We start from the raw sequence: 13,594 nt of genomic DNA on the forward strand, positions 1-13,594 counted from the left end.
TGATGAACCATTTGGACAGACGATTTGTTTATTCACATGTTTACAAGTCCTGATGATATCCATTGCTTCAAAAATTTATTCAATGAAAAAAGCACTTTTACTCGCCAGTCTGATAGGCCCAGCAATAGCCATGGCGCAAAATAACAATGCACCTTCAAGTTATGATCCGCATGATATCAAAATCACAGGGTACCTTCAGACGCAGTTTCAAAAGGCGCAATCACCGGGGATAACCTCCTTCTCTGGTGGTGATTTTTCTAAGAATTCTGACAATCGTTTTATGATCCGACGTGGCCGCCTTAAGATTGACCGTGTGGACACTTATTCAAGTATTGTATTCCAGCTCGATGCAACACAGGACGGTGTACAATTAATGGATGCTTTCATCCAATTGCGACACCCTGATCAAAAGGGCTTGAGCCTGACTGCGGGTCTCTTCAACCGGCCGTTCGGGTATTCAATTGTTTATTCTTCTGGTTACCGCGATTTTCCTGAGCGGGCACGTGTTTTCCAAACTTTAATGCCACGTGAACGCGATCTTGGAGGAATGGTAAGTTATCATCCCGGCGGGAAAATAAAATTCTTAAATCTAGATTTAGCTTTGGTTAATGGAAGTGGGCACTCGGCCAAAGATTATGACTCAAAAAAGGATCTTATTGGTAACTTAGCCTTTAAATTCGATAGCCTCGCAGATAAAAAATTGCATGTCGGTTTTGGTGGATCTTTCTATAAAGGTTCTGTCCGTAATGATACCAAAACATATTATACAGCTCTCACAAACGGTTATACAGCGCATACCAGTGATGATAACGTAGGAAAAGCCATTGGTCGAAACTACTATGGGGCGAACTTACAAGTTGAACTGGATAACAGTTTCGGGAAATCCAGTTTCAAGACTGAATATGTGGCCGGTGATCAACCTGGTGTCGCTGGAGGAGCTGATATCAAAGGCCCTTACGCAAGTCGAAGTTTTACGACGCAGCCCGCGACAGACTTATATCAACGGAGATTTAACGGCTACTACCTTTGGTTTACGCAAGAAATTGCAAAAACAGGTGTGACAGCGCTATTAGCTTACGATGTGTATGACCCCAATACAAAAGCAAGTGGCATGACGATAGGAATGCCCGATAATTTTACAGCGGACGGTGATGTGAAATTTAGTACATTGGGTTATGGTCTTGCTTATCAGATCAGTAATAGATTAAAGCTTACAGTCTACAATGAACATGTGACCAATGAGAAGACGAGCTTGAAGAATTTTTCTGATGATCTCAAAGATAATGTTTTTACGACCAGATTGTTATACCGCTGGTAAAATTTACCAGTGATTTTATTTGAATGTTTAAAAATTGAAGCAAACTCTACGACTTAGGAGGATGTTTGATTGTCTGGTGGAGTAAATGATTTGGTTTTTTTTTATTGCCAAACCTCAATTTGACCAGTGGTTCCGTGACAACTCACAAGTTCGCGCGGAACGATGAAGTACCATGATCGATGTCAAATAATGTGGCCTGAGCACCTTCTGCCAATGCCTTTTTATTATTCTTAAGTGCTTCATTTATGCTGATTTCTGTGTCCGTAATTTGTAACTTTTTTAAAAAGCCACATGCCTCTAGAAAATTGTCATATAATTCTTTTACTGGTGGCACATCCTGCCCCAAAGCCTGTAATTCGGTATACTGTTTATCTAAAATTTGCAAAACATAGGTTTCAAAATCTTTGGAAAAGATATCTCCCACCCGTACATTCTGCCGGAGTGTTTTATTGGAATAGGTGGGGCCAATACCATTTTTAGTCGCTCCGATAGCGCGATATCGTGGGGATTCCTCGAAGTAGATATCCAGTACTTGTAAGTGGGTAATACGAGATGGGCCTTTTCCGAGATTAGGAGTCGATTGATTATCTCTGCTTCAGGAATAATGGGTTGAAGTAATTCCGCCTCCGCATCGAGTGCCATAGGGTCGATCACCACACCGGTACCGATAATATTTTTGACATGGGGATAAAAGATTCCCGAAGGCAGTAATTTGAGAGGTAAACCATTTGCCATTATGAAAAATACTATGCCCGGCGTTTGCACCACCATTAAAGCGAGCAATAATGTCATAATCGCGACTGATCAGATCAATAATTTTTCCTTTACCTTCGTCTCCCCACTGGAGTCCAATTAAAATATCCATATTACGATTGAATTTATGGAACAAAGCTAGGAGATAACGAGGAGGAGGCAATTGCCATTTGACAAAAAAGGCGATCGTATTTATTCCCTGAAAATTGATCAAAAAGAAATCAGGCCAGTTTTTATCCTTGTTTTTTTCCGAGTAGTTTGATTTTAAATAACCATTTATTTCGCTTTGTCGTATTCGAAGTCTTTATAATTTCGATGTAAGTAACTTTTACGGATGATATGCCACAAAATTGTAGGGTAGATCTTTTGAGTTGATTTACACTCGGTCTGCCATAGACAAGGGCATAATACCAACTGGGTTGGTCTAGGGTAGTTATAATTCTGGCGGATTTCCCTTTAAGTAATTTGTCCCAAAAAGGAGAATTCTCGCGGTACTGGAAAGCGTAACCAGGTAGAAAGAGTCTATCGATAAAACCTTTCATAATAGCCGGAAGACCACCCCACCAAACAGGATGTACCCAAACTAAATGTTCGGCCCATAGGATATCTTCCCAGGCCTGCAGGAGATCGGGTTCGACTTCTGTTCGCTTCTGGTATCCAAACTGGAGGTTGGGGTTAAAATTTAGGTCAGCAATGTTAATTGAACGGACTTCTGCTCCAGATTCCTCTGCCCCATCTTTATAGGCTGCAGCAATGCCAAAATTAAAGGATTCCCTATTGGGGTGTCCGTTGATGATAAGTATTCTCTTCTTCATGTTATTCTTTTGATAACACAAAAGTAGTGGTGCTGGTACTTGAACTATAGGACAAATGTCTAAAATTTAATTTCACTGCGAATACGGCTTAAATGCCGCTGTGTGATGCCTAGATAGGATGCTAAATATTGCAATGGTATTTGTTGCACAAATTCGGGCTGATCCCGGAGCAAGACCGTATAGCGTTGTAATGCAGTTTCTTTCTGCAATTGAAAGATACGTTTTTCGAGTTCCAAGTATTGCTGTTCAGCAATCATTTTAAGGTATTTAGTCCATACTAGACTTTCCGAGGCAAGTTTGTCAATGGCGCTTTTTTTAATGACCCATAGTTCAGCAGGAGAGATAGCCTGCATGGTTTCCATACTTGGCCCGCCGGTAATAAAAGATGAGTAGGCGGCGATCATACTATTGGGAAATCTGAAACAATAAGTAACATCTACAGCACTTGAAGTTGTATAATACGAACGGAAGATTCCGGATGCGATGAGGGCGACCTCGTTGCAAGGTTGGCTCTCCTTGACAAAAAAGTCATTTTTGTTCAGCTTCCTGAATTCAAAAAGCTGAGCAACCTCGGTAATTTCTTCCGGATTGAAGAAACCTAAAGACTGAAAATAAGCTGCTATCATGGAGATCAAACTTAAATAAATTGCTTTAGCAATACAAAATAAATCTGCTCGGATTCATATTATGGGTGAGTAGTGCTTTTATGCCTTGTATAAACGTTATTACCATTATCTTTCATTGGGCACCGAAAAAGAAAATGCCCATGTAGCGTATTCAAGATAGTTTCAAAGATGTGATTACACATCTTTGGGTATAATATAATCCATGACCAATATATCAATAGCTCTTATGTGCAATTGAGCTGGCAAGTCTGGTTTGGGTATTGCTGTTTCGATTGTATCACGAAATGGTAATAGCTACTATTTTCATATTAATGTCAATAGTCCAATTATATTTTGCAAAATATAATTTTTCAATCTATATTTGTGTTATTGAAACCAAAACATATTTAGATATGAAAACATTATATACAATTGGCGCTACAGCCACAGGAGGACGAAATGGTCAAGTGAAAAGTGAAAACGGAGTATTAGATTTGGCTGTTCGTATGCCGAAGGGTCTTGGTGGTGCGAACGACGAGTACGCAAATCCAGAAATGCTTTTCGCGGCAGGTTATGCAGCTTGCTTTGATAGTGCTTTGAATTTGGTAATTCGACAGGAGCGTGTAAAAACAGGTGAAACCACCGTTAAGGCTCAGGTAAGTATCGGACAACTGGAGAATGGTGGTTTTGGTTTGGCTGCAGCATTATATGCTAATATTCCCGGAGTCGATATGGATGTGGCACAGCAGCTGATTGAAAAAGCACATCAGGTATGTCCATACTCAAATGCGACCAGAGGTAATATGGAGGTGAAATTAACAGTATCAAACAACGAATAATAGATGAATCATATTGCCACAGTACTCACCATACTGGTACTTATAGAACATGTCTATATCGTATGGATGGAAATGTTTGCATGGGAAACCGCCGGAAGACGTAGCTTTGGTAAAGCCCTACCTGCAGAACTATTTAAACCTACAAAAGGTCTTGCTGCAAATCAGGGCTTATATAATGGTTTTTTGGTAGCAGGTTTGGCTTGGTCATTTTTCATTCATGATCCGATCTGGAGTGAAAATATACGGCTGTTCTTTTTGGGCTGTGTTCTTATTGCAGGTCTTTTCGGAGGCCTTACCGCAAGTAAAAAGATATTCTTCGTGCAGGGAGTTCCTGCTCTACTGGCAATACTATTCGTTCTTTTTTCAAAATAAATAAGTAAATAAATGTCATTAATTACAGACTTACAATGGAGACACGCTGTGAAAGCCTATGATCCGACAAAAAAAGTTTCCCAGGAAAATATAGATAAGATATTGGAAGCAGCACGCTTTGCGCCAACCTCTTCGGGTTTGCAGCCTTTTAAGGTATTGGTCGTTGAAAATCAGGCCTTGAAAGAAGAATTGGCAAAAGGAGCTTTAAATCCGGAATGTATGCGAGAATGTTCCCATGTACTGGTTTTTGCAGCTTGGGATAAGTATACCGCCGAGCGTATCGATAAAGTATATGATTTCACGACCGACGAGCGAGATTTACCTCGTGGCCGTTTTGGATCTTATACGGATAAATTGAAATCCATCTATCTGAATGAGGCTGAGGAACATAATTTTGCACACACGGCACGGCAGACTTATATTGCTCTTGGTTTAGCTTTGGCACAAGCTGCGGAACTCAGGGTTGATTCTACTCCGGCAGAAGGCTTTGATAATAGCATTGTGGATGAAGTATTGCAGCTGGAAAAACTCGGTTTGAAAAGTGTATCGTTAATGTATGTTGGGGTTGCAGATGCTTCCCGTGACTGGATCTCCACGATGAAAAAAGTTCGGATACCGAAAGAAGAATTTGTTGTTGAGTATAAATAGAAACAGCATATATTTCAAACCTTAAGAAAACAATATCTTTGCAAGATGGATGATTTATTGAAATTGGACAAACAGCTATGTTTCTCTGTATATGTTCTGCATCGCGAGATTATGCAGCAGTATCGCACTATATTAGCTGACGTAGATCTGACTTATCCACAATATATTACAATGATGGCGTTATGGGAAAATAACGAACAAACTGTAAACCAATTGGGAGAGAAGTTGTTTCTAGATAATGGTACTCTTACACCTCTACTGAAAAGACTAGAGGGGAAGTTGTTACTTACTCGTACACGAAGTAAGACCGATGAAAGGGTTGTAGTGATCCGCCTTACAGATCTGGGTCTGCAACTGAAAGAGAAAGCAAGCTGTATTCCAATGCAAATTTTTGAAGCATTAAAACTGGAGTATTCAGATATGCAGCAGCTTAAAGCTTTGGCGGATAAAGTTGTCGCGAATGCAGGGAATAGCTGATATCTAAATGATCGGTTGATCCCGTTACAATCTTGTCTTTTTAGCTAGTTTTGGAGGTTTTAAATTTTATCAAGAGAATGCGTTTAATTGCAATTGCTGTCTATTGTGTCTTGCTGATATTCTCCTTTGCAGGTTGCGAAGAAAAGAGAAGGGATACTGCATTGTTGAGATATATAGCGTATAGCAATCGCGATAGTGCCCAACTGGAACTCGATCTTTTTGAAAGTCGGTTTCATGGAAAACTACGGTTTTATAGACCAGGGGGGGAAATCGATTCAGGAGAGGTTCGGGGGGATATCAAAAATGATACACTGGCCGGTGATTATTACTACACGCCATTTGGCTGGGGACAAAAAAAAAGGAGACCCTTTATTTTACTTAAGAAAGGGTCTCAATATATTTTAGGGACCGGCACCGAACAAGTATATATGGGTATTCCTCATTATATACCGTCAACCATCAGTTTTCAGCGAGCTAAATTTATTTTCAGCAGCGTGGACCATTAACATGATCGGGTAAAAGGAACTCCTTACATGATATTTTTCAATTTGATATATTGCAAGAGCATAATTGTCTTCCCATCTTTGATTTCACCACTTTCGATCATAGCCAGCGCATCTTGGATATTGATTTCTAAGATTTCGATATTTTCTTCTTCTTCCTGCAAACCACCGCCATCACTGACCTTCATATTGTTCGTGTATTCCGCGATAAAGAAATGCAAGATTTCAGTGACTGAGCCGGGCGACATATACGCTTCAAATATTTTTTTTGCTTCCTTAATCTGATAGCCAGTTTCTTCTTCGGTTTCTCTTCGAATACAATCTTGTGGCGAATCCTGATCTAACAGACCGGCACAGGCCTCTATCAACATTCCAGATTCATTTCCATTTATATAGGTTGGAATTCTGAACTGTCTTGTTAATATAACAGTTTGGTATTCTGTATTATAAAGTAGTATTACAGCGCCATTTCCACGATCATATGCTTCCCTGCTCTGCTGTTGTACCGTTCCGTCCGGTTTTGTGTATTGATAAGTAACTTTTTTTAAAGTATACCAGTTATCAGATAAAATTTCTGTCTTTACGATTTCGATATCTTTGATTGCCATTTTTTAGTGTTAAGGTCAAGCTATAAAAGTAAGTATTACTGCTCATATTCTTCTATTTTAACCCATCTTCCAAAACCTTTTTGGTTAACTTAAATTCCCTGTAACCAAACGCCCCTGATTTATAGCCAATAACAGCACCAAATTCGATGTCGTTTGTTGAAGAAGATTTGACAAACACTGCCGAACGATATACATTTGATGAAGCTAAAGGTGTTTCAAACACACGGAAATGTATACCATCTTTTGAATACGCCAGATAATTTAAATCGGAAGAATATCTGTCCACATTTCCTATTGCAAGGCAAAGAAAATAATAACCATCAATATAGGCTGCTTGTAGGTGCCAGGTTGAATAATTCTTGTTTAATTCAAGCCAAGGTTTATTGATGAATTTAACCTGTTTACTATTTCTATATGGCGTAAAGTCCAACCCATTCGTTGACGAACGTTGTAAGATGTTGGTTATGATTGGTGATGGATAAGTAGGCTTGAAATCAACTTCATAGCTGAACATTTCATTTTCATTTCTGATAAAGGATGGCGATAAGATATGATTGTCCTGAACAGAAGCGGGTTCATTGCTCGCATATGCGACTTCAAGTGGAGTCCAATGAATTCCATCACTTGAAGTTTGACGCACAACGATACGCTCGGCTTCTTGAACTAGTTTTTTCGTATTGTTATCACTCTTCGCTCCCCATTGTTTTAAAATTTTAGTAGAGAAAAAACATCCCCTATAATATAATTCAAACTCCTTTCCGTTAAAGTTCCAATCGACATCAGACCAATAGCCTTGATTAGGCATACCGCTAGGAGGAATATACGAATCTTCCAAAGCAGGGCGACGTTGTATTGGGTTGGTCAATCCAATTGGGGTAATCCATTCTTTACCATCATTCGAAACCACAACACTGGGATTTTCATATAAAGAGGCTGCTCGGTCAGAGCCTAATATACCAAAATAGGGGGTAAAGACCATCCAATATTTATACCCGTTGAAGCCTTTTGGAAAATACTCCACATCAGGATGGCAATAGCTCGCATTTTTCCCGGATATATCCTTAATCAATTCAGGTTGTGACAATCCCGGTGGATTTGCGTTTGCAATCGCATTAATCTTAATTGAGGCCAAATCGTTTGTAAATCCTGCTGGAATAGGCATTTTACTTTTATCGACAGGTTCGGGATCAACTGGGGGATTGTGAGGTGAAATGTCTTTTCTACACCCAATAAGCAACAATAAACCTAAAAAGAAATAGGTGAATCTTTTGAAAAACATGGTCGAAGAATAAAAATAAGATAATATAGATATGGCAATTTTTTGGTATTACTTTTCCCGTTAATTTTAGCTAAGCCAAAATTGATATATTTTTTTTATTTCGCAAAATATATTTTTTAGCGGTAATAGTTAAATTAATTCAGATAATTAGTCTATTATTAGTTTTAAGGCTTAATTCATTTTCAAATATTTTCTTTGCTGTAGCTTTTGTATTTTACCGTCCTTAAGGAGGATTTCGCAACACAAGCTGATTGTTTTGATCTTGGATAATGCGAACAGCTTTTTTTGGAATATTGATGCTATCAAAAATAACCAGATGGAGTAATATCCTGTGATGTTTTATTGAATTCACAAGATAAAACTGCAAACCTCAGGGAAGTCCATTTTTGTTTCGGTTGAAAAATGGGAAATAGAAAAATCGCTCCTAGCTTATGGTAAAAGCCGGAGTGTTCCGATCCGGATAGCATCTGAAGTGCAAAAAATGGGTTTAATGTTGTGGTAGTGCCATTCAAATTACTTTTTACGAAACTTGTCGATGAGCAGTCTTCCAAATATAAAATAGAGTAAAAGTACGGTTAAACCACCGATTACAAAAGGGTTTGTGTATATAGTTGTTAATCCGTATTGATTAGAGTAAAGTAATACGGCGATAATGCATTGTAAAAATGCATAGCAGATATTGCCTTTTGATGAATAGCCGAAAAGTCCTAAAAATCGTACTCTGGCGATTCCAAAAATAAAGTGCGGTATTGCGTTTGCTATCAATACTGCAATAAAAAAGTCTAAGTAAAACATTTTGTTATTTTTTTTTCGTTAACCATAAAAAATGTCAATGATGGTATCTGAAACGCGAAACATTCTTCCTCGTCTACGATTTCATATAATGAATGACTTTTGAAAAAGTCAATTTTTAAAGGTTTGATCTCCTTGAAATCAAAATCCAGTGAAATGGTCGCTATATGTGACAAATTTAAAGCTTGTGATGTTAACGCACGGTTCTGAACGATAATCTTTTCAAGAAGTTCACGGGGATGAGTTGATATGGGCAGAAAATCACCGGGAATTTTCCATTCGTCTATGGCATGGCAAATGACCTCCAAATCTGCTGCACTGCCAGCCCCGGGATCTATTTTTGTGTGGATACCGCCATCGATACATTGATGAATAAAAGATAATGGGTGATGTGTATACATCATATTGCTAAATAGACGGCTGCCTAAACAGTAGGGCAAGCTACTCATGCAATTGGAAACAAATAAGACTGTAGGTTCTTTACATAGTTTGGCATCCGCAGCGATATAAAACCTCCAGTTACTTTGTAAAGGAGAGCTATAAAATGGCCTTAATCCCTTGGGAGCAGCTGGGCCGAAATGGCCATGCCGATAGGTCAAAATAGAAAATAATACCTTCCCCTGAATAACATCAACCTGTATCCCTTCCGGAATCAAGTGTTGAATTTTATCTAGTGGTATCATCCAATTCAGATACACGACGTTGCTGATGTCACTCCTTAATTTTACATCCGAAAAGGGAGGTGGAAATATATTTTTTATTTTTTGTAAAAAGGAGCCATTTAGAACATGTTCAACGCATGAAGCAAGCATGTTTCTTTTTGATGAGCGAAACTCTTTTTTCAACAGCGACATCACCTGGGGGATTATTTATTAGAAGAAAGCTGATATCGCTCACTGATCTTTTTTACTATTTTTCTATAGTATTTTGTTTTGTCAGATTCGTCAATCACAATAATTTCCACATCGTTGGCTTTGAGCAATTGCATTTTATCTACAGCGATTTGAAACCATTTTTTCGTTGTATAGTAAAACAACTGATTTTGAATGAAGTTACTTTTTTTATAAAACTTATTTCGGGCACGATAAGTCAATAACCACCAGAGATCTATTTCTACAAAATCCAGTGAGAGCCCCAAGATATGAATATCCTGTGTAAAGAACAGGTCTATCCATGACTGTAGTTGCAGGTCTTTTTGCTGCTTCAACCTTTTTATCAGAGCAGCCTTATATACTGTTTCTGATGTGTAATTGGTGCCGTTTACAACATAATCTCTCATTTTTTGAAGCTGCCCACAGTAATGCTCATAACCCAGGTTGATGGAGCCTGGACTGTCACAATCACCATGGATGTGCCAAAATGTTTTGTCTGCAGTTTCATACCGACGAAAAACACTATACGTTGTTTCTCGGACCAGGCTCGTATTCTTCCTCGACGTCAATCCTTCTAGGCTAAATTCATAATTTGTGGTGATGATATTTTGGGTGGGAAGGGTTTGGATCAATTGATGGATCTCATTCTGCTTTATCTTTGAGACACTCTCCGAGATATAGGTTTTAAGTTCTTTCTCATTCAGATGTTGTATTTTAATTGCATTTAGAAAAATCTCTTCGTATAACATCGGAAAAGGTTTTTGCCCATTTTCCAATGCTGTGACATGATATTTTGTTTTAATATTGGTCAGTAAGTCACTCCAACTGATTCCAGGAGAAATATTATTGATATCATTTCCAACTAGCAAGCTGAATTTATTCATTTGCAATTAATATTTATTAAAGATTTCCACGTCGACCAATAAAACCAAATGAAACAATACACGTTGTAATTTCGGGTTGTTAGATTCGAATCTATTGATCGGCCGTTTCTAATTTAATAAAAAAGAATGAATGGAATGGGAATATTGAACCATTACTGGAGAAACAATCCTGTAATATATATTACATTTATTAGCTTTTTAGCAGAGGGATCAGTTTTCTATGATTGGAAACTTGATCTCGAAAATAGTTCCTTGATTCGGCTTGCTGTCCACAGAAATTTTTGCGTTAAGGCGGTCTGTAATTCTTTTTACAATAGATAAGCCAACTCCTGACCCATCAAATTGCATCGCATTCGGTAATCGATGGAAGATTTCGAAAATACGCTCGGTTTCTTCCACAGACATTCCGATCCCATTATCCCATATTTTATACAAAACATACCCTTCTTCTATTTGGCTGTTTATGCCAATTATAGGTGTGGTTTTATTGCTGCTATACTTGATTGCATTGCCCAAAAGATTTAGAAACAATTGATAGATCAAGGTCTTTTCTCCATCAATTGGAAGGATCCGTCCTTTTTCAAATTGCAGATTTTGGACATTAAATCGCACGCTGCAATCATCAATGATGTTTTCAATAAACCTTTCCGGATAGACAGTTTCGTATTCGAATTCATAGCTTTTACTGCGAGCGAAATCCACTGTTTTATCTAGCATGCTATTCATTAACTGGATGGCTTCCATCATGTTTCTGCCTGCCTTCCCGAGAAATTCCTGACTTAATCCAGACCTGTCCCGGATCATCTGGGCTGTCATTTGTAGGGCAGCCAAGGGGTTTTTTAGGTCATGACTCAGCGTGTAACTGAATGTTTCCAGGATATTGTTTATTTCAATCAATTTCTCGTTGAGCGACTGGATTTCGATAATTTTCTTTAAACAGGCTTCCTGGATTGTAATACTCAGGCTTTTTAAGAAATTAATTTCTCGCTCTTTCCATTTTGGGGCAGTACCTTCGACGATTTTCTTCCATGCATTGAAGGACGTGCGGGGAGAAGGGAAATTTATGGTCTTTGTTGGATCGTAAATAAGTTGCTTTTCCGGCTCTCCCGCCCAGGTTTCCTCTATCTTTACTTCCTTTCGGAAAAAAAAGATCTTGAAGTCTAGCCTATTTTCCAAATCTATACCGGCAATACCCGGGAATGGAAAAACAGTTTCATGCCCGCCTTGAGGTCCTTTGAAATCCGACTGCCAGAATAACTGATCGGTAATTGTTTTACTGAAATGACTATCTAGCTTTAATAACATATCCTTCTTTGGTGCGTCGCCGACGATATGCCACTTGTCTAGATACTTAAACGCGATTCCATCAGCTCGAAAGATTTCCATTAAGTTAGTGCTCAGCGCGCTGATTACTCTGTATAGATCTTTCTTTGTAAATAGATTTTGTCTGATCTCAAATGCGATACTCTTGGTTTTAAGTTTGAAGTTATTCTCCTCGATATGTTTATTGGCCAAAAAACTATTTACGGCATATTGAACAATGAAAATCGAAAGATGTCTTTGTGCTAGATCAATGTACTTGGGAAGTCTATTCTGACAGGCGACCAATCCCCATAATTTTCCGTTGATGATGATGGAGAAACTACCACTTGCTTTTACTTGCGCATTTCGAAGATATTGAAGATGTATGGGGGACATCGCACGGATCCCTGTCATAGAGAGATCTAGTTTCTCTGGCTCAAGGCCCCAGATAGGTATCGGGGGGGCATCTATATCGGGTGTCACCCTGGCAAATATCCTGGTATAGAGTTGGCGTGCCTGCTGGGGAATATCAAACTCAGGATAACGATAACCCAATAACGGTTCTAAGCCGCCGACAACATGTTCTGCAATCACTTGGCCGTCTCCATTTTCTGATAATTTATAGATCATAACCCGATCATACCCCGTTACTGTAAAAATATTCTCCGCCAGCGCCTTCCAAATATCCTCACTGTCATTGATATGCTTGGCGTAAAAGAATGTATTTTTAAATTGATGCGATTGCGAACGGTGTTGTTCTATTTCAATATATATTTTATTGTCAAAGGGATAGATGCTTAGATAATATGGGATCTGTTCCAGATAAATATCAGCGACATAACGATGCTTGAAGCTGCCACTATAATCATGTAAAATCTGATCAAGATCGATTGCATGCTGAATATCCAGACAGTCTATAAATTTTGTTAAGCTTTGTCCCAGGAATACACTTTGTTTGGGTAAACCTGTTTCTGTCCAGTTTTCACTCCAGCCTATGCAATTATAAGCCGCATCAAATAGGATGAGGCAACCAAAATGCTGTATTTGACCACAAAGATGGATCGGTTCCTGATCACAATTAGAAAAATGATTATAGTCCATCATACGCATTTTGATATATTCTCCTAAAGTACAAAATAAATAATTAAGGCATAGCTATTGCTGTTGAACAAATGTTAATTATATATTGAAACTTATTTTTGGAATTTACATAAATAGAAATATTACTATGTTAAAATATTGGCTACTTAGCGGTCTGTTTTTGTCGTTACAGTTGTTAATGCCCAACGGCTCAACCCAGGGTTTAATCTTCAGGAATATCAGGAAATGTTACGGGTCAATGCGCATATCTATGAACAAGATGGGACTGACCCATCTGATATTCCTGCCCCCCAGTTTTCAAAATTGATATATAGGAGTTCGACAATGGGACTTAATAATTTGTATGAATTTTGGCAACGGGATGAGCATATTAAAAAAGGCTAGGCGAACCGATTTCCTAGCCTTCACGATATAACTCATCCTATG

The 13,594-nt window shown here is 38.5% G+C and carries 14 protein-coding genes and 1 pseudogene; 6 read left to right on the plus strand and 9 right to left on the minus strand.

Annotated elements, in window-relative coordinates; translation table 11 throughout:
- Positions 1-82: 82 nt before the first annotated feature.
- A complete protein-coding gene (locus BWD42_RS21990; protein WP_077438665.1) occupies positions 83-1,318 on the plus strand; it encodes a porin in 1,236 nt (411 codons plus the stop codon).
- Between the two features lie 142 nt (positions 1,319-1,460).
- Here BWD42_RS21990 and BWD42_RS24825 read toward each other — a convergent pair.
- The 4 genes and pseudogenes from BWD42_RS24825 to BWD42_RS22015 form a co-directional block, all read right to left on the minus strand.
- A pseudogene (locus tag BWD42_RS24825) lies at positions 1,461-1,960 on the minus strand (adenylosuccinate synthetase).
- Positions 1,914-2,183 carry an adenylosuccinate synthetase gene (locus BWD42_RS25285; RefSeq protein ID WP_410528297.1) on the minus strand — a complete coding sequence of 90 codons (270 nt, stop codon included), beginning with the start codon at positions 2,181-2,183 and terminating at the stop codon, positions 1,914-1,916. The pseudogene BWD42_RS24825 and the gene BWD42_RS25285 overlap by 47 nt, the downstream one beginning before the upstream one ends.
- A gap of 121 nt (positions 2,184-2,304) precedes the next feature.
- Positions 2,305-2,886, minus strand: coding sequence for an NAD(P)H-dependent oxidoreductase (locus tag BWD42_RS22010; RefSeq protein ID WP_077438567.1), 582 nt, complete (start codon positions 2,884-2,886; stop codon positions 2,305-2,307).
- A 59-nt stretch (positions 2,887-2,945) separates the two neighbouring features.
- Entirely contained in the window at positions 2,946-3,512 is a 567-nt protein-coding gene (locus tag BWD42_RS22015) for a Crp/Fnr family transcriptional regulator (RefSeq protein ID WP_077438568.1), read from the minus strand.
- Positions 3,513-3,904: 392 nt separating this feature from the next.
- Between BWD42_RS22015 and BWD42_RS22020 the strand changes: the two genes are divergently transcribed.
- From BWD42_RS22020 to BWD42_RS22040, 5 genes are all read left to right on the plus strand, one after another.
- Positions 3,905-4,330: an organic hydroperoxide resistance protein gene (locus BWD42_RS22020; protein WP_077438666.1), complete on the plus strand. Its 426-nt coding sequence runs from the start codon at positions 3,905-3,907 to the stop codon at positions 4,328-4,330.
- A 3-nt stretch (positions 4,331-4,333) separates the two neighbouring features.
- Positions 4,334-4,702 carry a DUF1304 domain-containing protein gene (locus BWD42_RS22025; protein WP_077438569.1) on the plus strand — a complete coding sequence of 123 codons (369 nt, stop codon included), beginning with the start codon at positions 4,334-4,336 and terminating at the stop codon, positions 4,700-4,702.
- Positions 4,703-4,714: 12 nt separating this feature from the next.
- Positions 4,715-5,350, plus strand: coding sequence for a nitroreductase family protein (locus tag BWD42_RS22030; RefSeq protein WP_077438570.1), 636 nt, complete (start codon positions 4,715-4,717; stop codon positions 5,348-5,350).
- 45 nt (positions 5,351-5,395) lie between these two features.
- Positions 5,396-5,827: a MarR family winged helix-turn-helix transcriptional regulator gene (locus BWD42_RS22035; RefSeq protein ID WP_077438571.1), complete on the plus strand. Its 432-nt coding sequence runs from the start codon at positions 5,396-5,398 to the stop codon at positions 5,825-5,827.
- 77 nt (positions 5,828-5,904) lie between these two features.
- Positions 5,905-6,333 (plus strand): hypothetical protein, encoded by a 429-nt coding sequence (locus BWD42_RS22040; RefSeq protein ID WP_077438572.1) that lies wholly within the window; start codon positions 5,905-5,907, stop codon positions 6,331-6,333.
- Positions 6,334-6,356: 23 nt separating this feature from the next.
- On the opposite strand, the gene nudK is transcribed toward BWD42_RS22040, so the two are convergent.
- The 5 genes from nudK to BWD42_RS22070 form a co-directional block, all read right to left on the minus strand.
- Positions 6,357-6,938 (minus strand): GDP-mannose pyrophosphatase NudK, encoded by a 582-nt coding sequence (gene nudK / locus BWD42_RS22045; RefSeq protein ID WP_077438573.1) that lies wholly within the window; start codon positions 6,936-6,938, stop codon positions 6,357-6,359.
- Positions 6,939-6,990: 52 nt separating this feature from the next.
- Positions 6,991-8,217: a hypothetical protein gene (locus BWD42_RS22050; RefSeq protein ID WP_077438574.1), complete on the minus strand. Its 1,227-nt coding sequence runs from the start codon at positions 8,215-8,217 to the stop codon at positions 6,991-6,993.
- A gap of 782 nt (positions 8,218-8,999) precedes the next feature.
- A complete protein-coding gene (locus tag BWD42_RS22060; RefSeq protein ID WP_077438576.1) occupies positions 9,000-9,863 on the minus strand; it encodes a DUF2071 domain-containing protein in 864 nt (287 codons plus the stop codon).
- A gap of 11 nt (positions 9,864-9,874) precedes the next feature.
- Complete coding sequence (locus BWD42_RS22065; RefSeq protein WP_077438577.1) at positions 9,875-10,765, minus strand: SIR2 family protein; 891 nt, start codon at positions 10,763-10,765, stop codon at positions 9,875-9,877.
- Positions 10,766-10,975: 210 nt separating this feature from the next.
- Complete coding sequence (locus tag BWD42_RS22070) at positions 10,976-13,171, minus strand: ATP-binding protein (protein ID WP_175992127.1); 2,196 nt, start codon at positions 13,169-13,171, stop codon at positions 10,976-10,978.
- Between the last annotated feature and the right edge of the window lie 423 nt (positions 13,172-13,594).

It is taken from the genome of Sphingobacterium sp. CZ-UAM (assembly GCF_002000245.1).
Classification (GTDB): Bacteria; Bacteroidota; Bacteroidia; order Sphingobacteriales; family Sphingobacteriaceae; genus Sphingobacterium.

Excerpts from the sequence above, each read along its gene's own strand:
- BWD42_RS22040 (WP_077438572.1), top strand. The coding sequence starts at position 5,905 with ATGCGTTTAATTGCAATTGCTGTCTATTGTGTCTTGCTGATATTCTCC.
- BWD42_RS22035 (WP_077438571.1), top strand. The coding sequence starts at position 5,396 with ATGGATGATTTATTGAAATTGGACAAACAGCTATGTTTCTCTGTATAT.
- nudK (WP_077438573.1), bottom strand. The coding sequence starts at position 6,938 with ATGGCAATCAAAGATATCGAAATCGTAAAGACAGAAATTTTATCTGAT.
- BWD42_RS22050 (WP_077438574.1), bottom strand. The coding sequence starts at position 8,217 with ATGTTTTTCAAAAGATTCACCTATTTCTTTTTAGGTTTATTGTTGCTT.
- BWD42_RS21990 (WP_077438665.1), top strand. The coding sequence starts at position 83 with ATGAAAAAAGCACTTTTACTCGCCAGTCTGATAGGCCCAGCAATAGCC.
- BWD42_RS22060 (WP_077438576.1), bottom strand. The coding sequence starts at position 9,863 with ATGTCGCTGTTGAAAAAAGAGTTTCGCTCATCAAAAAGAAACATGCTT.
- BWD42_RS22065 (WP_077438577.1), bottom strand. The coding sequence starts at position 10,765 with ATGAATAAATTCAGCTTGCTAGTTGGAAATGATATCAATAATATTTCT.
- BWD42_RS22030 (WP_077438570.1), top strand. The coding sequence starts at position 4,715 with ATGTCATTAATTACAGACTTACAATGGAGACACGCTGTGAAAGCCTAT.
- BWD42_RS22015 (WP_077438568.1), bottom strand. The coding sequence starts at position 3,512 with ATGATAGCAGCTTATTTTCAGTCTTTAGGTTTCTTCAATCCGGAAGAA.
- BWD42_RS22070 (WP_175992127.1), bottom strand. The coding sequence starts at position 13,171 with ATGATGGACTATAATCATTTTTCTAATTGTGATCAGGAACCGATCCAT.
- BWD42_RS22025 (WP_077438569.1), top strand. The coding sequence starts at position 4,334 with ATGAATCATATTGCCACAGTACTCACCATACTGGTACTTATAGAACAT.
- BWD42_RS25285 (WP_410528297.1), bottom strand. The coding sequence starts at position 2,183 with ATGGATATTTTAATTGGACTCCAGTGGGGAGACGAAGGTAAAGGAAAA.
- BWD42_RS22010 (WP_077438567.1), bottom strand. The coding sequence starts at position 2,886 with ATGAAGAAGAGAATACTTATCATCAACGGACACCCCAATAGGGAATCC.
- BWD42_RS22020 (WP_077438666.1), top strand. The coding sequence starts at position 3,905 with ATGAAAACATTATATACAATTGGCGCTACAGCCACAGGAGGACGAAAT.